18 protein-coding genes and 1 tRNA gene are annotated in these 19,426 nt (G+C 72.0%); 10 read left to right on the top strand and 9 right to left on the bottom strand.

The annotated features are described in order from the left end of the window. Positions 1-164: 164 nt before the first annotated feature. The 3 genes from AC07GB_RS38255 to AC07GB_RS38245 form a co-directional block, all read right to left on the bottom strand. On the bottom strand, positions 165-1,829 hold the full coding sequence (locus tag AC07GB_RS38255; protein WP_478853909.1) for a hypothetical protein: 1,665 nt from the start codon (positions 1,827-1,829) through the stop codon (positions 165-167). Between the two features lie 320 nt (positions 1,830-2,149). Next, positions 2,150-3,037 (bottom strand): MerR family transcriptional regulator, encoded by an 888-nt coding sequence (locus tag AC07GB_RS38250; RefSeq protein ID WP_478853907.1) that lies wholly within the window; start codon positions 3,035-3,037, stop codon positions 2,150-2,152. A 28-nt stretch (positions 3,038-3,065) separates the two neighbouring features. After that, entirely contained in the window at positions 3,066-4,991 is a 1,926-nt protein-coding gene (locus tag AC07GB_RS38245) for a transglycosylase domain-containing protein (RefSeq protein WP_478853905.1), read from the bottom strand. Between the two features lie 274 nt (positions 4,992-5,265). On the opposite strand from AC07GB_RS38245, the gene AC07GB_RS38240 reads away from it, so the two are divergent. From AC07GB_RS38240 to AC07GB_RS38230, 3 genes are all read left to right on the top strand, one after another. Continuing rightward, on the top strand, positions 5,266-6,255 hold the full coding sequence (locus AC07GB_RS38240; RefSeq protein WP_478853903.1) for a DUF1648 domain-containing protein: 990 nt from the start codon (positions 5,266-5,268) through the stop codon (positions 6,253-6,255). 311 nt (positions 6,256-6,566) lie between these two features. Further along, positions 6,567-7,721 (top strand): GNAT family N-acetyltransferase, encoded by a 1,155-nt coding sequence (locus AC07GB_RS38235; RefSeq protein ID WP_478853901.1) that lies wholly within the window; start codon positions 6,567-6,569, stop codon positions 7,719-7,721. A gap of 2 nt (positions 7,722-7,723) precedes the next feature. After that, positions 7,724-8,947: a DegT/DnrJ/EryC1/StrS family aminotransferase gene (locus AC07GB_RS38230; RefSeq protein ID WP_478853899.1), complete on the top strand. Its 1,224-nt coding sequence runs from the start codon at positions 7,724-7,726 to the stop codon at positions 8,945-8,947. 351 nt (positions 8,948-9,298) lie between these two features. On the opposite strand, the gene AC07GB_RS38225 is transcribed toward AC07GB_RS38230, so the two are convergent. From AC07GB_RS38225 to AC07GB_RS38210, 4 genes are all read right to left on the bottom strand, one after another. Further along, positions 9,299-9,976 (bottom strand): nucleotidyl transferase AbiEii/AbiGii toxin family protein, encoded by a 678-nt coding sequence (locus AC07GB_RS38225; protein WP_478853897.1) that lies wholly within the window; start codon positions 9,974-9,976, stop codon positions 9,299-9,301. Further along, a complete protein-coding gene (locus AC07GB_RS38220) occupies positions 9,973-10,521 on the bottom strand; it encodes a flavoprotein (RefSeq protein WP_478853895.1) in 549 nt (182 codons plus the stop codon). The genes AC07GB_RS38225 and AC07GB_RS38220 overlap by 4 nt, the downstream gene beginning before the upstream one ends. A gap of 90 nt (positions 10,522-10,611) precedes the next feature. Beyond that, positions 10,612-11,412, bottom strand: coding sequence for a hypothetical protein (locus AC07GB_RS38215; RefSeq protein ID WP_478853893.1), 801 nt, complete (start codon positions 11,410-11,412; stop codon positions 10,612-10,614). A gap of 69 nt (positions 11,413-11,481) precedes the next feature. After that, the gene (locus tag AC07GB_RS38210) at positions 11,482-11,775 is read right to left on the bottom strand and encodes a hypothetical protein (protein ID WP_478853891.1); all 294 of its coding nucleotides are present in this window, start codon (positions 11,773-11,775) and stop codon (positions 11,482-11,484) included. Between the two features lie 86 nt (positions 11,776-11,861). On the opposite strand from AC07GB_RS38210, the gene AC07GB_RS38205 reads away from it, so the two are divergent. Then, complete coding sequence (locus AC07GB_RS38205; RefSeq protein ID WP_478853889.1) at positions 11,862-12,194, top strand: hypothetical protein; 333 nt, start codon at positions 11,862-11,864, stop codon at positions 12,192-12,194. 66 nt (positions 12,195-12,260) lie between these two features. Here the strand turns inward: AC07GB_RS38205 and AC07GB_RS38200 are convergent, their stop codons facing one another. After that, positions 12,261-12,467 carry a hypothetical protein gene (locus AC07GB_RS38200; RefSeq protein WP_478853887.1) on the bottom strand — a complete coding sequence of 69 codons (207 nt, stop codon included), beginning with the start codon at positions 12,465-12,467 and terminating at the stop codon, positions 12,261-12,263. Positions 12,468-12,989: 522 nt separating this feature from the next. On the opposite strand from AC07GB_RS38200, the gene AC07GB_RS38195 reads away from it, so the two are divergent. The 3 genes from AC07GB_RS38195 (at position 12,990) to AC07GB_RS38185 (ending at position 15,446) form a co-directional block, all read left to right on the top strand. Then, the gene (locus tag AC07GB_RS38195) at positions 12,990-14,240 is read left to right on the top strand and encodes a helix-turn-helix domain-containing protein (protein WP_478853885.1); all 1,251 of its coding nucleotides are present in this window, start codon (positions 12,990-12,992) and stop codon (positions 14,238-14,240) included. Between the two features lie 86 nt (positions 14,241-14,326). Further along, positions 14,327-14,785: a hypothetical protein gene (locus AC07GB_RS38190; protein ID WP_478853883.1), complete on the top strand. Its 459-nt coding sequence runs from the start codon at positions 14,327-14,329 to the stop codon at positions 14,783-14,785. A 193-nt stretch (positions 14,786-14,978) separates the two neighbouring features. Beyond that, positions 14,979-15,446, top strand: a complete 468-nt coding sequence (locus tag AC07GB_RS38185; protein ID WP_478853881.1) for a hypothetical protein — start codon at positions 14,979-14,981, stop codon at positions 15,444-15,446. Positions 15,447-15,851: 405 nt separating this feature from the next. Here the strand turns inward: AC07GB_RS38185 and AC07GB_RS38180 are convergent. Then, positions 15,852-15,927 (bottom strand) — tRNA-Arg (locus AC07GB_RS38180). Positions 15,928-16,135: 208 nt separating this feature from the next. Here AC07GB_RS38180 and AC07GB_RS38175 point away from each other — a divergent pair. The 3 genes from AC07GB_RS38175 (at position 16,136) to AC07GB_RS38165 (ending at position 19,394) form a co-directional block, all read left to right on the top strand. Continuing rightward, entirely contained in the window at positions 16,136-18,406 is a 2,271-nt protein-coding gene (locus AC07GB_RS38175; RefSeq protein ID WP_478853879.1) for an MMPL family transporter, read from the top strand. Positions 18,407-18,469: 63 nt separating this feature from the next. After that, positions 18,470-18,886, top strand: coding sequence for an SRPBCC family protein (locus AC07GB_RS38170; protein ID WP_478853877.1), 417 nt, complete (start codon positions 18,470-18,472; stop codon positions 18,884-18,886). A 271-nt stretch (positions 18,887-19,157) separates the two neighbouring features. After that, positions 19,158-19,394: a PqqD family protein gene (locus AC07GB_RS38165; protein WP_478853875.1), complete on the top strand. Its 237-nt coding sequence runs from the start codon at positions 19,158-19,160 to the stop codon at positions 19,392-19,394. The last annotated feature ends 32 nt before the right edge of the window (positions 19,395-19,426 follow it).

Genomic DNA, 19,426 nt, shown 5'->3' with positions numbered 1-19,426 from the left:
CGTCTGCCCGTCGAAGAGGTTGACCTTGGCGCCCTCCCGCAGCGCCTCCGGCAGCGGCTTCGCGCGCGGGGACGGCTTGGCGGCCGGGGCCGCGGGGGGGGGGGGGGTGTCCCCCCCCCCCCCCCCCCCCCCCCCCCCCCCACCCCCCTTCGCCGTGCTCCCGGTCAGTCCTTGTCGTTCTCGGGCGCGCACCGCGGCTGCGGGCCCGAGGGGCCGGCGTAGTTCGAGCCGATGCGCACGTCACCGGGCTTGGTGACGGTCAGGCGCGTGAAGTCGCCGTCCTTGCGCAGGCAGGCGCCCTCGGCCCACAGCCACGGCGAGTAGGCGACGCGGACGATGACGGAGCCGGGCTTCGACATCCGTACGGTCATGTTGGCGCCGTCGGCGGTGATCAGGGAGCCCGGCTTGTCGACGAGCGGCACCGGGTCCTTGACCCGGTAGATCCGCCAGTTGTCGTCGTGCCAGACCTCCTTGAGGTAGCTGGGCCCGCTGGTCACGAGGTTGTGCTCGCGCTCGGCCGCGCCGTCCGGCACGCTGTCGCCCTTGTAGAGCACCACGAAGCCGACGGCCCACTGGTTCAGCCACTGGCGGTAGGAGGCGGAGGTGAAGGCGCCCTCCTTCACCTCGGAGACCGGGCGGCCCTCGTAGAAGAGGCGGCCGCGCTCGACGTCCGCCTGGCGGTTCCAGCCGCGCGCCATGTTGATGTACGGCGACAGGACGGCGGCCTCGCGGTGGTCGCGGGCCGGGACGACCTCGACGCGGGTGCGGTCGGCACCGAGCCGCTTGAGTTCCTTGACGACGCCGTCGGTCTCCACCGCCCAGGTGGGCACCTTCGTGTACGCGACTATGTCGGAGGTCGTCTTGATCGACACCCAGATGAGGGACAGGGCGACGGCGCTGATGAGCAGGGCGTGCCGCCAGATCAGGGCGGGCTTGCCGTCGGGCTTGAGCAGCCGTACGCGGGGGAAGTCGCGGTTCAGCACGGCGGCGAGCACTATGGCCGGGGCCGCGAGTTCCGCGAGCCGCTCGACGTTCGTGCCGATCGGCGTGGGGATGATCCAGGTGAGCACGACGCCGACCGCGTACACGGCGGCACCGAGCTTCAGCAGCCGCCAGGCGGGCGGCGCGGCCAGGATGACGACCAGGCAGAGCAGCACCGGCGGGAAGATCCGGACGAACGCCATCGGCTGCTCGCCCTCGAAGGGGAACAGCCAGGTCGTGAGGCCGACGACGGCGAACGGCGGCAGGATGAGCGCGAGCGCCTTGCCCCACTCACGCGACAGCAGGTAGGCGGCGCCCACCACGACGATGAACAGGCCCGCCACCGGGCTGCCCATGGCCGCGAGCGCCGCGCAGGCCACGGCGGCCGCGAGCCGGCCGCGCCCGACCTTGCCGGAGGCGGCGAGGACGGCTCCCACGCCGAAGGCCACGCCGAGCATGAAGGTGGCGCGCCCGCACACCACCTGGCACCACAGGGAGAAGCCGACGATGATCGACGGCCACAGGGGCTTGCGTATGCCGACGCGCGTGATGAGGGCGACGGCCATCCAGGTCGAGGCCAGGCCCGAGGCCATCGCCACGGTGCGCACGCCGAAGGCCGCCATGAGGTACGGCGAGATCACGCTGTAGTTGGCGGTGTGCACCCCGCCGTACCAGAAGAGGCCGTACGCGGAGCCCGGGTACCGTCTGACGAAGCCGGCCCAGGCCTGCTGGGCCGCGAGGTCGCCGCCGCCCGTCGCGAAGACCGTCCACCACAGCGCGTAGAGCGGCAGTAGACCCAGCGTGATCATCAGCGGCAAGCGGTAGCGCCAGTACCAGGGCTCCCTCATGTCACTCCCCTGATGGGTTCGGGAGAGTGTCGGCGGAGACAGTTCGGCAGAGGCCACGGGCGGCGATCCGTTCGGCTGGCGGGGTCAACTCCTTCGGAGTAGACGCTAACCGCTGCGGATTGGTTGGCAGACAGCGACCCCGAGCCCAGGTATCCGCCAGTATGCGACCGATCGCGGCGGGTCGCAGTACGGCCACGTCAGGGCCCCGGGGGCCGCTCCGCCCGCGCTTTTCCGGGGCCCCGCGGGCCCGTGCCGGAGGGCCAGATGTTTGCAGATGTGTGTTTACTCACGGGGCTGGACCGCGGTGTACGGGGGCGCGGTCAGCGCACCGGGAACGCCACGTCGCACACCTCGTCCCCGGGTCCCGCCGCGTCCCAGTCGGCGACGAAGTAGACCTCGCGGCACGGCCCGGCGACGGCCAGGCCCTCCCGGGCGATCCACTCCTCCACGGCGTCGAACGCGGCGATGATCTGCGGGTAGACCACCTGCGCCTTGGTGATCCGGACGTATGCCATCCGGTACGCCGGCTCCACCCGGGCGGTGAGGCCCTGGGCCCGCCCCCGTTCCCTGACCCAGGCGCGCGCCGCGTCCAGGTCGGCGACGGGCACGCACGCCTCGGCGGGGCCGTCGCTCTCCTCGGTGACGTCGGAGTGGTAGATCACGAACGGGGCTCCGGTGATCCCGCCGCACGCCTCGTCGGCGGCCCGCTCCAGGCGGCCGAGGGACGTGCCGATCCACACCGGCAGCTCGTCGCTGACCAGGTGCCGTGTCTCGCTGACGACGGGGGTCTCCGGCACCTCGACGATCTTGACATCGAACGTTCCGTCCAACGCGGTACTCCTTCCGGACAGACGGCCGCGGAGGTAGCCCACCAGGGTGCGCTGGGCGGCGTGCCGCTCCTCGGCTCGCGCCCAGTAGCCGTCGAGCGCCGCCGCCGCTCCCTCGCCGCCGAGCGCGACCACCGCCGCGATGTCCGCGAGCGGCATGTCGAGGCGCCGCAGGAGCGCGACGGTCCGGGCCCGCTCGACCTGCTCGGGCAGGTAGTAGCGGTAGCCGGTCGTCCCGTCCACGTACGCGGGAGGGAGCAGGCCCTGCCGGTCGTAGAGCCGCAGGGCCTTCGCCGAGAGCCGGGTGCGGCGGGCGAAGGCACCGATGCTCAGCAGTCCGGTGGGCCGGTCGACGCTGTCCATCCTGTCCGCGCTCTTCATGAGGGCATCCTCGGTGACCGTGGGTGGGTCAGGGGGTGGCCGAGGCGGGTGCCCCGGCCCCACCGACCTTGGACCCTGCCCCAGGGGCAAGGTCAACGCCGCGAAGGGCGTCCGTCCAGACGCGCTCGACCAGGGCGTTCCCGTACCGGGAACCCTTGCCGCCGACGCCGGACAGGGGCTGGAGCAGCGGGTCGTCCTTGCGCATCCGGAACAGCGTCACGGCCGTGGACACCTCGGGCGTGTACCCGGCGAACCAGGCGGACTTCAGGCGGTCCCGGTCGGTGGTGCGGCCCGCCGCGACCGGCCGGCCACGGGTGCTGGAGACCCGGCCCAGGCTGTCGGCGGCCACCCCGCGCAGCGCGCCGGTGACCTGCCCGGCGACCCGGGAGTCCAGGGCCCGCCGGGTGGGCGGCCGCTCCAGGCCCTCGATCTTCTCGCCGTCCTTCGTCACGGAGGTCACCGAGTACGGGTCGTGCTGGAGGCCGCCGCGCGCGAACGTGCCGTACGCGCCCGCGAGCCGGATGGCGCTCGGCGTGGAGGTGCCGATGGGGAACATGTCCTCCTTCGGGCCCATGCTGGCGGGCAGCATCCCGGAGTCCACGGCGACGGCCCGCGTCCGGTGCCGGCCGACCTGCTTGCCCAGGTGCAGGAAGGTGGCGTGGCCGCCCTCGATCAGGGCCTGGCGCGGGGTCATCCCGGTGGGGAGCTTGTCGGTGTCGACGCCGTCCTGGAGGGCGGCGGCGAGTACGAACGGCTTGAAGGCCGAGCCCGCGGGGACGCCGGTGGTGTCGGCGTTGTTGCTGAAGTGCCGGGTGGCGTCGGCCCCGCCGTACAGGGCGAGCACGGCCCCGTCCGCGGTCCGCACGGAGGCCGCGCCGATCTCGACGCCCCGGTCCTGCTTGCGCTTCGCGGGGTCGAGGTCGCGCCGGGCCACGCCCCGCGCCGCCGCGGCGAGGCGGCGCACCCGGCGCTCGTCGAAGGTGGTGTGGATGCGGTAGCCGCCGCGGGCCAGGTCCTTGTCGGTGAGGCCGGTGCGCTGGCGGAGGTATTTGTTGGCGATGTCGACGAGATAGCCGGCCTGCCCGGAGTGGGCGTCGAGGCTGGTGGAGCGCGACCGCGCGAGCGGCTCGGGGAAGCTGCGGTACCGCGCGCGCTCGGCCTTGTCCATCCGCCCGACCTCCACCTGCCGGTCCAGGATCCAGGCCCAGCGCGCCTTCGCCCGGCGGTGGTGGGCAGGGCTCACCGCCGGGTCGTACAGCTCGGCGCCCTTCAGGAGGGCGGCGAGGAAGGCGCCCTGGCTGGGGTTCAGCTTGCGGGCGGGGATGCCGTAGTAGGCGTGGGCCGCCGCCTCGATGCCGTACGCGCCGCGCCCGAACCAGCTGCTGTTCAAGTACCCCTGGAGGATCTCGTCCTTGCTCTTGCTCCGGTCCACCTTCAGGGAGATGACGAACTCCCTGACCTTGCGCGTCACCGTCTGGTCCTGCGAGAGGTAGGTGTTCTTCACGTACTGCTGCGTGATGGTGGAGCCGCCCTGGGTGTCCCCGCCGCTCGCCATGCTCGCCACGGCCCGCAGCAGGCCCTTGGGGGAGACGCCCGAGTCGCTGTAGAAGCTGGCGTTCTCCGCTGCGATGACGGCGTCGCGCACCGCCTCGGGCACCTCGTCGAGCGGGATGTTCTGCCGGTTGACGTCCCCGGTGCTGACCATCTGCGTGCCGTCGGCCCAGTAGTACACGTTGGCCTCCTGCTGCGCCGCCGCGTTCTCGTCGGGTATGTCGACGGCCGCGTAGACGTAGGTGAAGAGCCCGCCGATGCAGCCGCCGCAAAGCCCGAAGACACTGAGCCACTGCCGCCAGGAGGGCAGCCAGCGGCGCACCCCCCGCCGACCGCGCCGCGGATAGTCGACGAGCCGGCGCCGCCGCCGGTCCTTGGCGCTGCGCGCCGTGTGTGTGCCCATGCTGCAAGAGAAGTGAAAAACCTGCGCGGGGTTGACCGGCAAGCTGTCAGCTCTTCGTAACAAGGCGCAGGTCAGGGCGTGTTGGCAACAATCGGACGAAAGCCGTCCGGTGGGGCGGTCCGCTCCTGACGGCCCGCCCCGCCCGCCGGCCCGACGCCGCGCCGAGCCAACCGTTCCCCACCGCCCGGCCCTTCGCCGTCTCGCACGCCGGACGGACCGGAAAACGGGACGTTACGGTGGAAGCGATCTTGCCGTACCGAGCGGAGGGGGAGCCATGAGTGGTGTCGGGGCGAACCGGTGGAGCGGGCAGCGGTGGTGGGGCGTACTGGGCGTGAGTGCCGTGCCCTTGCTGCTGCTCCTCGCGCTGCCGCTCGCGGCGGCCCACCGGCTCCCCGACCGCCTGGCCACGCACTGGAGCGCGGGCTCCGCGCGCCCCGACGGCTCGATGCCGCTGTGGGCGGCGACGGTGTTCCCCGCGCTGATCTGGACGGCGGTCGCCGGGGGCGCCCTGCTCGCGGGCCGTCGCGCGAACGGCTGGCGCGCGCCTCTGCTGCTGTCCGCCGGCGTGGCCCTCGTCGGCGCCCAGGCCTCGATCGTCCGGGCCAACGTGGACCGCACGGACTGGCACGACGCGGAATCCGCGCCCGCGTGGGGCGTGGCCGTGGCGGTGGCCGCCGTGGCGGCCGCGGGCCTGGGCATCCTGCTCGCCCGCCGCAGGCTCCCGGCCGCCCCGCCGCCGGGGGCCGCCCCGCGCGCCGACCTCGCGCCCGGGGAGCGCGTCTCCTGGCTGTCCCGTACGTCGAGCCCCTGGATGCACGCCCTCGCCGCGGTCTTCGGCGTGGCGGCGGTGGCCGCGGCCGTGGTGACGGTCGCCGGGCTCACCGCCCCGCTGTGGTCCATCGCCGCGCCCCTCGCCCTGGCCGCCGTGGCCTGCCTGGCCTGCGCCTCGGTCCAGGCGGCCGTGACCGAGGACGGCCTGCGCGTCGCGTTCGGCCCGCTCGGCTGGCCGGTCCGCCGCTGGGCCCCGGAGGCCGTCGAGACCGCGTACGCCGAACACCGCACGCCAGGGCAGGTCGGCGGCTGGGGCTACCGCCTGAGCGGCCTCGGCACGACGGTGATGCTCCGCGCCGGGGAGTGCCTGGTCGTACGGGCCAAGGGGAAGTCCTTCGCGGTGTCGGTGGACGACGCGGAGCGCGGCGCGGCCCTCCTGAACGCCCTGGGCGCGCCGGGCGCGAGCCCCGCGCCGGACCCGCGCGACCCGTAACCGCACGGCAGGCACCCTTGACAGGGTGCGTACTGCTTCGCCAGGTTTGAGCCGCGCCGGAACGGCCGGAGGGCCGTCCGCCGCAGGGGCATGACGCGTACAGCGCCATGGGGGATTTGGGGGGAGGGGTCGCCCGTGCGATCCGTCAGGAACGTTCCGCGCGCCCCGGGGACCAGGGCCGCCGGGTCCGGCGTGCCGCCGCCCGCGCCCCGCGGTGCCGCATCCGCGGTGCCGCACCCGCGCGGCCGCACCCACGCCCCCACCGCATCGCCCGCGAGGCCGCCCCGGCGCAGAAGGGCAGTTGATCCGACGTGGACATAGAGATCCACAGACCCGAGAAGCTGAGCGACCCCCTGCGCGCGGCCTGGCACCGGGCCATGGACGCGTCGCCCGACTACGCCAACCCCTTCCTGGCCCCGCAGTTCGCGGCGGGCATCGGCAGGTACCGGGGCGGGGCGCGGGTGGCGGTTTTGCGCGATGCGGGCGAGCCCGTCGGCTTCTTCCCGTACGAGCGCAACGCCGTCGGCGTGGGCCGGGCCGTGGGCCTCGGACTCTCCGACTGCCAGGCCCTCGTGCACCGCCCCGGAGTCACCTGGAACGCCCAGGAGCTGCTGCGCGCCTGCCGGCTCTCCGCCTTCGAGTTCGACCACCTGGTGGAGGAGCAGAAGCCCTTCGGACGGTACGTCACGGGCATGTTCGACTCACCCGTGATCGACCTGAAGGACGGCGACGACGACGCCGGCTACGCCGAGTGGCTGCGCGGCACGTACCCGAGCATCGCCAAGACGACCCTGAAGAAGGAGCGCCGCCTCGGGCGTGACGCCGGCGAGACGCGCTTCGTCTTCGACGAGCGCGACCCCGGGCCGCTGCGCCAGCTCATGCGCTGGAAGTCCGCCCAGTACCGCAGGACCGGCCGCATGGACCGCTTCGCGCGGCCCTGGATCGTCGACCTGGTGACCCACTTCTCCCAGGTCAGGGACGAGCACTTCACCGGCGTCCTCTCCGTCCTGTACGCGGGTGACCGCCCGGTGGCCGCGCACTTCGGGCCCCGCTCGCGCACGGTCTTCGCCTGCTGGTTCACCGCGTACGACCCCGACTACCGCTACTACTCGCCCGGCCTGCTCATGCATCTGCGCCTGGCCGATGCGGCGCGCAGGGACGGGGTGCGGCTCATGGACCTGGGGCGCGGCGACAAGGAGTACAAGGACTGGCTCAAGACCCGCGAACTGCGCGTCGGCGAGGGCTTCGCGACCCGCCCGCACCCGGTGGCGGCGGCGTACCGCCTGTGGCGCAGACCCGTGCGCGGGCTGCGCAACACGGTCCTGGCCCACCCCCGGCTCAGGGACCCCGCGGACCGCCTCCTGAAGACGGCGGGCTCCCTGCGCACGGGCGCGCCGGGCTCCCGGACGAGCCCCCAGCGCGATCCCCGGCGCACCCCACAACAGGCTCCTCGACGAAAGAGGTGACGATGCCGTACGGCTCACGGCTCGCCGCGACGATGACGCGGCGTCTGGGACGCGAATGCGTCTACACGCCCTCGGCACGCCTGGCCCTCTACCTCGCGCTGCGGCGCTGGTGCAGGCCCGGCGCCCGGGTGCTGATGTCGCCGGTGAACGACGACGTGATCCTCTTCGTCGTCCTCGCGGCGGGCCTGCGTCCGGTGCAGGCCCCGGTGTCCCCCTGGACGGGGAACATCGACCCGGCCGCCGTACCGGACGCCACCTGGGCTTCCGTCGACGCGGTCCTCACCACGAACCTCTACGGCATGCCGGACCGCGTCACCGAACTCAAGGCGCGCTGCGACCAACTGGGCATCCCGCTCTTCGAGGACGCGGCCCACGCGATCGGCACGCACGTGGACGGCCGGCCGGTCGGCACGTTCGGCACGGCGGCCGCCTTCAGCCTGTCCAAGCACGTGGCGGGGATGGCGGGCGGCTTCCTCGCCGTCGAGGACGCGCGCACCCGCCGCGATCTCGAGGTGCTACGCGACGAGCTGCTGGTCCCCGGCCGTCTGCGCGAGGACGTGTACACGACCGTACGTCCCCTCGCGCGTTCCGCCGTACGCGGACTGCACCTGGTGCGCCCGGTGTGGCGCACCCTCCAGCGCCTCGGCCTCCTCGAACGCGACTCCTTCCGCATGCCCCTGCACGCGCCCCGCCTCTCCGGCTGCGCGCACCGGGCCCCGAACCTGTCCGCGTACGAGCCGTGGGTCCGCGTGGACCTGCACGGCTACCGGGCCCGCCACGGCGCCCTCGTACGGGGCCAGTTGACGCTGCGCATGGCCGGGCTCGACGCCGACCTCACCCGGCGCAGGGCCGGGGTCGCGGAGCTGTCGGGCACGGTCTGGGCGACCCCGGAACTGCGCGCCCGCGCCACGGACGACGGCCCTCCGGCGCTCTTCCGGGTCCCCCTCGTGGTCCGCGACCGCGACGCGCTCGTCGACCGCCTCGTCCGGCGGGGCGTGGTGTGCGGCTACATCTACGACCCGCCGCTCGACGACTACGCGGGCCCGGAGTTCGTCGACCCGTCCCCGGACCCGACGGCCGCCCGCTGGTTCGCCTCCCACGTCCTCCCGGCGGACCCGCTCGGCGCCCACCACATCGCCGCGGCCCTCACCAAGGAGAACGCGGCCCCGGCCCGCTACCCGGCCCCGGCCCCCGAAAGGACCCGGCCCGCGCCCCTGGTCACCTGAGCCGCGCCCTGGGCGGCGCGACCCCCGGGAGCCTCGGCCCGCCCGGCCCGCTCCCACGGCGGCTCGCCGGCCCAAACGCCGGATCACCTCGGAGTCCCCGGCCGCCACGGGGGAGTCGTCGGCCTCCCCCGGACCGGCCCGAGTCCCCTCGAACAAGGCGGCCATGCGGAAGCGCGTTCGCGAGGCGCTGGCCGGTCGCGGAGCGTCACGTCGTACGCGTGCTTTCACTGCCTCAGCAGCCCGGTCCGCGTCGTCACACAGCTCCCGACGGCACCGAGCAGCCCGCCGACCACCACGCCGGCCAGACCGATGACCAGGCCGATGACCACCGCCCTGCCGGGCCCGCCCCTCTCACGCGTCCTCCGGAGCGGCCAGCTCCTGGAGCCGCTCGGCGATGTCGTCCGCCCATTCCTGGGCCCAGCGACGGAGCCCGTCGACGGCCTGACCGTCGAGTCCGCAGCGGCCGAACTCCCCGTCGTCGATCCACTCCGCGCCCGCCAGGCGAGCGAGCAGGTCGGTGAGGTCGAAGGCGTCCGGGGCGTGACGACGGCCGAGTTCCTCCAGCTCGACGCGGCTCCAGCGGTCCGCGGCCGCCCGGACGTCGACGAGGTCGCGGGCGAGGCCGCGGTCGGCGAGGGCGCGGACACGGATGCCGACCGCGTCCTCAAGGGAGAGGGCGAGGCCGTACGCGGTCGGGACGGGGGGCCGCCACAGCACTTCCTTGCGTACGTGGACCTCGTACGCGCCCCCGCCGCCCGGGTCGGCGGCGGTCACCCGCGCGGCCAGCGGCTCCGTCTCCCCGGCCCGCACCCGCCATCCCCGCTCCGTGAGCCCCGTACACACCAGGGCGACGACGCCGGCCATCCCTTCGGGGCTCTCGGTGGCGAAGTCGAGCGCCGCGCCGGGGTGCTCGACGAGCCCGTGCGCCCGCACGGCGCTTCCGCCCGCGAGGACGAGGGGGTACGAGGCGCCCGCGTCCAGCACGTCCACGCCCAGCCGACGCCACGGCTCCTCGTCGGCCCCGCTCACACGGGCCCCGCGAGGCTCTGTCGCACGGCGGTCAGCGCGGCGTCCCACGGGTAGTCCACGGGTTCGCCCGAGCCAGGTGGCCCGGGCACGAACCCGCCGTCGCCGTACAACACGGTGACGCCTTGCTCACGCAACTCCGTGACGCTCCGCTCCAGTTGCCGATGCCGAGCGTACGCGCCGTTGAAACACGGCATCGTGACGATCGGGATCCCCTTGCCGATGGCTTCGGCCACGACACCGATCACGAAGTCGTGGGTGAGCCCCAGCGCCCACGCGTTGAGACTGTTGAACGTAGCGGGTGCGAAGAGGATCGCGTCCGCTGCGGGCCAGACGTCCGCTTCCCCGGGGAACTTGTACTCACTGCGCACCGGATGCCCGGTCAGCACGGCGAGCCCGTCAAGGCTCTCGTGCAGCCACCGCGCCGCGGCAGGCGTGAGCCCGAGACACACGTCCCACCCGTCGGCCTGCGCCGCCTCGATCACCTTCGCCACGTCGAAGAGGGGTGGCGCGGCCGAGCCGAACAAGTACAGAGTCGGAGGGGTCATGCGGCCATCCCACCCCGCGCAGTGGATCACGCGCAACAGGCTCGGGGAGCGGGGCCGCTGCACCGCCCGGCCGAGGGGCCGATGACCACGCTAGCCGGAGACCGCCCACGGGGTGGACACGGCGGTGTACGCGGCTTCGGCGCGGCGCCCCTCGGGTGCTTCGGCGGGTGCGTGGGCGAGGAAGTCCCGGGTCGCGCCGGTGAAGGTGATCGTCCCTTCGGTGAGGACGGTGAATGGTCGGCCTCTTCGGCCAGGTCGGCGACGTCGTGGGTGGACATGAGCACCTGCACCGTACTCCTCACCGAACCCGAGCGAGGTGTCCGGCTGCCCTGACACATGTCTCGGCCAGACCGGATCGTCGTACTTCACGGTCTCGACGATGACGTAGAACACGGCGACGGCGGACAGCGGAGCGGAGATCACCCGGGGAGTGACGTGGCCGACGGCACATCCGAGAACCGCGTACGCGCAGACGATGCCCAGGGCCATGACGAGCGGCGCGAGCGCGGCCGGGGTGGGCAGGAGCCGGGTCTCGATCAGCCGCATCACCACCGGCAGCACGAGGATCAGCCACCCGGCGGCGACGACGGGCAGCAGCGTGTGCGCGGCCACCCGGTAGCGGGACCGTCCCGGGGCGAGCTGCCACACCCCGTCCCGCCGCAACCGCCCGCCCTCCCAGACGGCGAGGCCGAGGGTGATCGCGTAGGCGAAGACGTAGAAGTAGGAGAGCGCCAGCTCGACCTGCTCGGGCGCCCACAGCGGGCCCGTGACGACTTCCTCGTACGAGTCCTCGAAGTGCAGGGCGTAGAAGTAGTAGAAGCCGATGATGCCGAGCCAGATCGGCGCGGTCCACACGGCCGGGGTGGTGCACAGTCGGGTGCGAAGGTTCAAGGAAACGAGACCGCTCTGTGAAGAAAAGGGGACAGGCCGGGAAGCGCCCGCGCGCTTCCCGGCTCCGCGTCACGTCGGGCCGGCCGTGCCTGGTCGGCCTTCGAGACGTCGACGTACACCTTCTTCACCGACACGTGGGTCCGCTGGTGCTCGGAGCCGTTGTGCCCCGTCGGGGGCCTCCAGCTCGAACAGGCCCTGCTCGTCCTGGCCGACCGTGGACGCGTCGTCGGCGACCTCGACGACCGGGTGGGCGTCGTCAGCGGTAGCGGCGGCGGCGGTGAACGGCGTGGTCGCCGCCAGTGTGCCGAGGAGTACCGCAGGGGTACGGGTCAGGGCGCGACGGTTGATCGTGGCAGTGGGCATGGGCTGAGAAGCCCCCTCCAAGCAGAGATCTTGAGCACGGCGAGGCCGCCACGGGGCGTGGCGGCGGCAGCGACGGCGGAGGCCACGTGGGCGACAGCCCGGACCAACGGCAGGCGTGCCTGGAGGTGTTCAGAGCCACGCGGGCGGCGGCCCGAACCACCGCGGAGGCGCAGCGCGCGGCGGCCGAGGCCGCGGCCGAACCTCAGCAACGTGCGGCCGGCCTGGCCGCGTTCAAGGAGATCCGGGCCGGGCTGGAGCGCCGGATCGAGCAGCAGGGCCGGCGCATCGACAGCCTCGAAAGCCTGGGGCGCGCCTTCTCCTGGTACGTCAGCGAGTTGTGCGGGCAGATGCGGCAGACCGGCATGGAGCCGCCGGCGCCGCCGGCCCGCGTCGACGAGTACAACCGCACCGGAGTCTGAACCGCCGCGGCCCCGCCTTCCTCCGGAAGGGCTGGGCCGCTTCGCCGTGTCTGGATCGTTTCCGGTTCAGTCGGTGAAGACCGTGTGGGCCCCGAGACAAGGAGCATTCCCGCACAGCACCTGAATGCCCATGCCCTGTTCTGTGCTGATCGTGGCGCCCGTTTCGCTGCCGCAGGTGCGGCAGGATAGCTCCCCTATGCGTCGCAGGACAGCCACCATGTTCGCCCTGTTATTGGTCTGAACGGCACGGCGCAACTGCGCAAGGTCAGCCATCGTCGTAGTGAATCGATCTGCCATCCGTCGGCCGCCTCTACTTCGTCCATACTGCGCCGCACTTGCACATACAGAGGAACGTGCCGTCTTCCTGCGCGTACACCTCGATCTCGTTGCCACCGCACACCGGACACTGCTCCATAGCGTCACGTTACGACTTGTGCACTGCCTGCGGCAGGCCTTCGTCGGAAGCCAGCAGTCGTACACCCCCGCAGGGCTTCAGCAAAACGGCCCCCGTACCGGTGGGGGCCGTTAGGCGTACCGTTCTGAGTGTCGAGTTCTGGACGGAGGCACCAGTATGCCCGAACGCACCGACACAGACCCGGTTCAGCTCACCTTCGGCCAGCGCGTGCAGCGCGCCCGCGCCCGCGCCGGCGGCGGCCCGGGGGCTGGGGTTGGGGGATATGCCTGCCAGCGTAGGCGGTGCCGCTGCCAGTTGGCAGCTTGAGATACGCCTCACATGAGAATGGCCTTGCCCCATACCCTGGCAGTGACGAGCTGTACAGAGAGGGGCAAGGCCTGATGTCTCCTGATGCTACCCCGGACCCTTACGCCGACCCGCTGCGCTTCGGACAACGTGTGCAGATTCTTCGCGAGCGGCGCGGTATGACGCGGACCCAGCTGGCCGATCTTGTGGGGGTCTCGCCGCACACCCTCAAGAAGATCGAGAACGGGCAACAGAAGGCCCCCGATCTTGAACGGGTGATGATGCTCGCCGAAGCCCTGCGAGTACGCGACCTCGCCGACCTGACAGGCCGCTCCGATACACACGTGGACCTCTTTATCGGCCCCGGCCACCCCCGACTCGCCGCCGTCAAGGCCGCAGTCGACTCCCTCACCTTGGCCTCCGACACCGAGCCGCCCCCGGTAGCCCACCTGGAGGCCCGCCTCCACGCCGCCTGGACTGCACGCCACCAGGCTCCCAACCACCGCGAGGTCATCGGCCGCCTGCTACCCGACCTCATCCGCGACGGCCAAGCCCTCGTCCGGCACGCGGACAGCGCGGTCGACCGACGTGCCGCCCAGGCTCTGCTCGCCGAGACGTACAGCCTGTGCCAGTTCTTCGCTGCCTACCAGCCCGACTCCAGTCTGTTGTGGCGTGTGGCCGAGCGAGGCATGACCGCTGCTCAGGAGTCGGAGGACCCACACGCAATCGGCGTGGCGGCATGGCTCCTCGCCCAGGCTCACCGCGACAGCGGTCCGCGCCACTTCGACGCGGCGGACGCCGTCAACACTGATGCGGTCCGATTCCTGGCGCCGCTTCTTCCGGATGCTTCGCACGATGTCCTCGCGATCGCCGGAGCGCTGGAGTTCGAGCTCGGGTACACCGCGGCCAGGCGCCGGGAGACGGGGACCGCGTGGCGGCATTGGGACAAGGCCAACAAGATGGCCAAGCAGCTGCCGCGCGACTACTACCACCCGGTGACGTCCTTCTCCCGCGCCATCATGGGCGCGCACGCCGTGACGGTTGCTGTGGAGCTGCATCAGGGCGGGGAGTCCGTCCGGCAGGCGGCGAAGGCGGACGAGGCCGTCATCAAGTCCCGTCCTCGTCGGGCCCGGCACCGGATCGAAGAGGCCCGCGGGTTCCAGCTCGATGGGCAGCCCGATGTCGCGATCGCCACGCTGGAGAAGGCCTACCGCTCGGCGCCGGAGACGATCGCCTACAACGGTTACGCGCGCCGGATCATCCTCGAAGAGGTGGAGTCGAAGCAGGCTGAGCGCCGTCGGCGGGCATCTGACCTCGCTGTGGAGGTCGGCATTTTGGCGGCATAGGGAGGGGACCGGATTCCGGTCCTCGCCTCCTGAGCCTCGCCCCTACCGTCGTCATCACACCTGATCAGCGACGACAGGGGCACATCGTGGATGGGAACCTCAGAGCCGTATCGCAGTGGCTGGCAGAGGCAGACCCGCGGCCGGGCAAAGTGTGGGCCGAGTGGGAGAAGCACGGCATAGCGCTCCTCCCACTCGGTCGCCGTTTCGACGCGATCCGCGTCCCGGCCGAGCGCGTCCACGCCGCGGCGAGCAGCGACGAGCCGGGCGTCGTGGCGACGGGCCTGCGGGCCTGGGTCGACGGCCCGGTGATCCGGGACTTCCGCAGCAGCATGGGCCCGTACTACGCGCTCATCGCACCCTGCACCGACTGGGACGGGCCGGACGAACGGCTGACCACCGGCACCTACCTCGGCGTCCCGCGCCCAGGCCACTCCACCATGCTCTCCCGCTGGGTGGTCCTGCCGCCCCGCCCCGGGGTCCTGTGCGACACCCGGCACCTGCGCACGCTGCTTGCCACGGCCACGCCGCTCGGGACGGTGGGCTGATGACGACCGCCGACCTGTCCCCGCTGGAGGACCGTGCGGAGCGCGCGTACCTCAGGCTGCTGGACCACCTGCGCGCCTGCCCACGCTGCGGCACAGGATGGAAGGGGGAGCCCTGTCGAGGGGCCCACCAGCTGAGCCGAGACCTTCGTGCGGCCAGGGCAGCCGCGCGCCGAGACCACGCACGGAGGCGCCGGTGAGCGCGCCCGACATCGCCGAGGCCCTGCTGCTCGCCCTCGTCGAGCGCGGGCCCGCCCTCACCGTGCAGCAATGGCAAGGCGCTGTCTGCCTGTGGTGCCCTGCGGTACTGCTCCCTGGCGACGGTGTCGACATCTGCGGTGGACGCGGCGACGAACGGGGCTGGTGGCCGCATGCCTGCAAGCGCTGTTACGAGGCCCACCTCCGGTCCGTAGCGACGTGCGTCGACTGGAACGACCACCTCCTCTACTGCGCGGCCTGCGGCCAGCGCGCGCCGTGCTCCACCGTGGGGACCCTGCGCGCCGCGCACGTAGAGGCCCGGCGCCGCATCGGACGGCCGGCGGTCTGGTGCATGGACTGCCTCAGCATCATGCGGCCCGACGAGCTGTGGCAGCCCCACCTCTGGCGGAGCCGACGCGGGGTGGAGATCAGCTACCGGCACGACGGTGGCTGCCCGCAGCTGTGAGTCAGCTTTGATACCCAGCCCTGCGGCTCTGGCATATGCCGCAGGGCTACAGGTACGGTCCGTAATAGAACACGTGTTCACCCGAACGGGCGATGACCATGAGGGCCCGTGCCTGTTACACATGTAGTCAGCACCCTGGGCGTGCCGGGCCGCTCTCGATGAGCCCCCCTCACGGAGGCGACTCGGCACTTGGGGCCGCCCCCGCGCTTCGGCGCGCGGGGGCGGTCTGCTATCTGCTTCTCCTCCAACTCGGCGCCCCACCTGGGGAAACGCGGAGATCATTTAGGAGATCAGGTCCGGTAGTGAGGGTGTAGCGAGAGTGCCCGAGGGCGTAGCCAGAGTGTCAACAAGAAGGCCCAGGACCGGAGTTCATACCCCGTGACCTGGGCCTTTGGCCGTCTGGCCTGGTGCCCCCGGCAGGATTCGAACCTGCGACACCCGCTTTAGGAGAGCGGTGCTCTATCCCCTGAGCTACGAAGGCGGGGCTCCGCCGGGGTGATCCCGGCAGCGTCGTGGTGGTGCGGCCGGTCAGGGCTGCGCCACCGCGGCCAGTGTAGCGGGTGGCCCGGCGGCGGCAGGGGGGCGTGGTGAGGGCGCTGTCCGGAGGTGGGCGTCCGGGGCTTCGGCGTGGGGCGGCGCGGCCGTTCGTTGACACCTCTTCTGGATCTGCGTATAACCTAAACACAAGGATGTACCGCATAAACAGTTCCTTGCGGCGGGCCGTGCTGTCCGCGGAATGGAGAGTCGTGGCCAGCAGACTGGGAATCGCGGGCAGGCTTGGGGGGTGGAGCACCAGGCACCGCAAAACAGCGATCATCGGGTGGCTCCTCTTCGTGGTGGTCACGGCGGGCCTCGGCGGTTCGGCCGGGTTGCAGGAGGCCTCCCTGGCGGAGCTGGACGCGGGGGACTCCGCCCGGGCCCGGCAGATCCTCGAGGACTCCGGGGTCAACGACCCGGCGGACGAACTCGTCATGGTGACCGCCAAGGACGGCACGCGCTGGCAGCGGGCGGCCCGCGACCTCACCGCGCAGATCAAGGGCACCGGCGAGGTCCAGCGGCTCAAGGGCCCGCTGCCCTCCAAGGACCGCAGATCCGCCCTGGTCACCTTCGAGGTGAAGGGCGAGTCGGCCACCGCGGAGGACCGGGTGCAGCCCGTCATCGACGCGGTCGAGAAGGTGCGGCGCGGCCACGACGAGGTCGAGATCCACCAGTACGGCGAGGCCAGCGCGGGCCACTGGCTCAGCGACATGCTGGCGGACGACTTCAAGAAGGCCGAGTGGACCGCGGTGCCCCTGGCCCTGGGCATCCTCCTGGTCGCCTTCGGCGCGCTGGTCGCGGCCCTGCTACCCGTGGCCCTCGCGATGACCGCCTTCATGGCGGCCAACGGTCTGCTGGCCCTCATCAGCTTCAAGTTGCACATGATGGAGACCACCACGTCGGTGATGCTCCTGATGGGGCTCGCCGTCGGAATCGACTACTGCCTCTTCTACCTGCGGCGCGAGCGCGACGAGCGGGCCGCGGGCCGGGACGCGGAGACCGCGCTGCGCATCGCCGCGGCCACCTCGGGCCGGGCGGTCCTGGTCTCCGGGCTCACCGTGATGGTCGCCATGGCCGGGATGTTCCTGTCCGGGCTGCTGATCTTCAAGGGGTTCGCGGTCGCCACCATCCTGGTGGTCGTCATCGCCATGCTGGGCTCGGTGACCGTCCTGCCCGCCACGCTGTCCCTGCTCGGTGACCGGGTGAACAAGGGGAAGGTGCCGTTCCTCGGTGGGACGCGGCGCCGCGGCCCGAGGAGCAGCGGCCGGATCTCCGGCGCGCTGCTGCGGCCCGTCCTGGCGGCTCCCGCCCTCTTCGCCCTGCTGGCCGTCGCCGCGATGCTGGCCCTCGCGTATCCCGCACTCGGCATGAAGACCGAGCAACTGGGCCCGGACAAGCAGATGCCCGCCTCCGCCCCGCTGCGGGTCGGCTACGAACACATCACCAAGACCTTCCCGGGCGGCCCCGCCCCGGCGACGGTGGTCCTCAAGGCCGACGACATCGCCGCGCCCGAGGTCAAGAAGGCGTTGGCCGGCTTCGAGGCGGCGGCGGCCCGCAGCGGCGACTTCGGCAGCGGCGTCCGGACCGTGGTGCACGAGCGGCAGAACGTCGCCGAGATCAAGGTCCCGCTGGCCGGACGCGGTACGGACGCCCGCAGCAGGGCGGCGCTGGAGAAGCTGCGCGAGGAACTCGTGCCGCGCGAGCTGGGTCCGGCGGTCTCCAAGGCGTACGTCACCGGTGAGCTGGCGTCGTCGGTCGACTTCAACAAGCAGCTCAAGCGCGGCATCGTCCCGGTCCTGGCCTTCATCGTGGGCGTGACCTTCCTGCTGATGCTGATCTGCTTCCGCTCACTGCCGATCGCGCTCGTCTCGATCGTCCTCAACCTGCTGTCCGTGGCGGCCGCCTACGGCGCGATGACCGGTGTCTTCCAGCACGGCTGGGGCGAGGAGTGGCTGGGCACCGAGCCGGTCGGCGTCATCGAGGCGTGGATGCCGCTGTTCGTCCTGGTCGTCCTGTTCGGCCTGTCGATGGACTACCACGTCTTCGTCGTCTCACGGATCAGGGAGGCGCGCGACCAGGGCGCCCCGACCCGCGAAGCGATCCGCGAGGGCATCCGGGCGACGGCCGGGGCGATCACCGGCGCCGCCGTCATCATGGTCGCACTGTTCGCGATCTTCGCCACGCTGTCGATGCAGGACATGCAGCAGATGGGCATCGGCCTCGCGGTCGCGGTCCTGTTGGACGCGACGATCGTCCGCATGGTGCTGCTGCCCTCGGCCATGATGCTGCTCGGCGAGAAGAACTGGTACATGCCGCGCATTCTGCGCTGGCTCCCGCATATTTCGCACGGCGCTCCCGAGGACTCGGGCGTCCCGCCGACGGAACAGCGCCCCCAGCCGGCCCCGCCGGTGTCGGTGCGCTGACTCGCAAGAGAACTCACGATCCGCACGTCGTAACAGTCACAACAGTTGAAACAGGAGCAAGCAATGTGGAACCACGAAGTCAGCGCTGAGACCGCGGCGGCGCCGGAGGCCGTCTGGGCCCAGTACGTCGACCTGAGCGGTTGGCCGAAGTGGAACCCGGGCACCAAGTCCATCGCGCTCGACGGGGCGTTCGCCGCCGGCACCGAGGGCGTCATCACCTCCGAGGCCTACGGCGACGTGCCGATCAAGCTCACCGCGGTGGCCGACAAGGAGAGCTTCGTCATCGAGTCGCCGGTCAACGGGGACGTGGTGCTGCGCACCCGCTGCCAGGTCACCGCGCTGCCGGGTGGCGGCGCGCGGATCACCCACCGGGTGGAGCTGGAGGGGCCGGGCAGCGAGGAGATGGGAGCCGCGCTCGGTGAGGGCCTCTCCCAGAACCTCGCCGACGGAGCCCGTGCGTTGACGGAGGCCGCCGCCTGAGCGAGCAGCGGTAGCGGGGCGGGACCGCCCCCCAAGGACCGCCGGTCACATGTGCCCCCCGTCGCGTGTGACCGGCTTCCGCTGTCTGCTGACCGGCTTCCGCTGTCTGTTGACCGGTTTCCGCTGTCTGCCGCGGCAGCGGCAAGCCTGCCCCCGCAGGGGGTCATTACGGTAATGTTCTGGGCACCGTACAGTGTGCGGCGCCCTGACTGAACACGGTATGCCCGGGAGACGCATGGCCATCAGGCTCGCCAGGGATCTGAGGGTGACCGTGTTAGACAACGGGTGCCTGGAGTTGTACAGCGAGTGGGCCGACGAGGTCTACCGGTACGGCCCTTCGACGGCCGCCATGTGGATCGCCCTGCAACAGTACGTCGGGCAGCCCGATCTCGCCGTCGAGGAACTAGCCCAACTGTGGGACACGGACCCGGTGTGGGTGCGCTTCGAGTTCGACGCGTGGCTGGGCGAGATGCGGGCTGCCGGACTGCTGTTCTGGGACGACGCGTGAGCGGTGTCAGATGACCTGAGCAGTGTCAGATG

The organism is Streptomyces sp. NPDC045778 (assembly GCF_056431945.1).
Note: the sequence above shows the minus strand (reverse complement) of the source record. Positions and strands in the feature narration are given on the sequence as shown.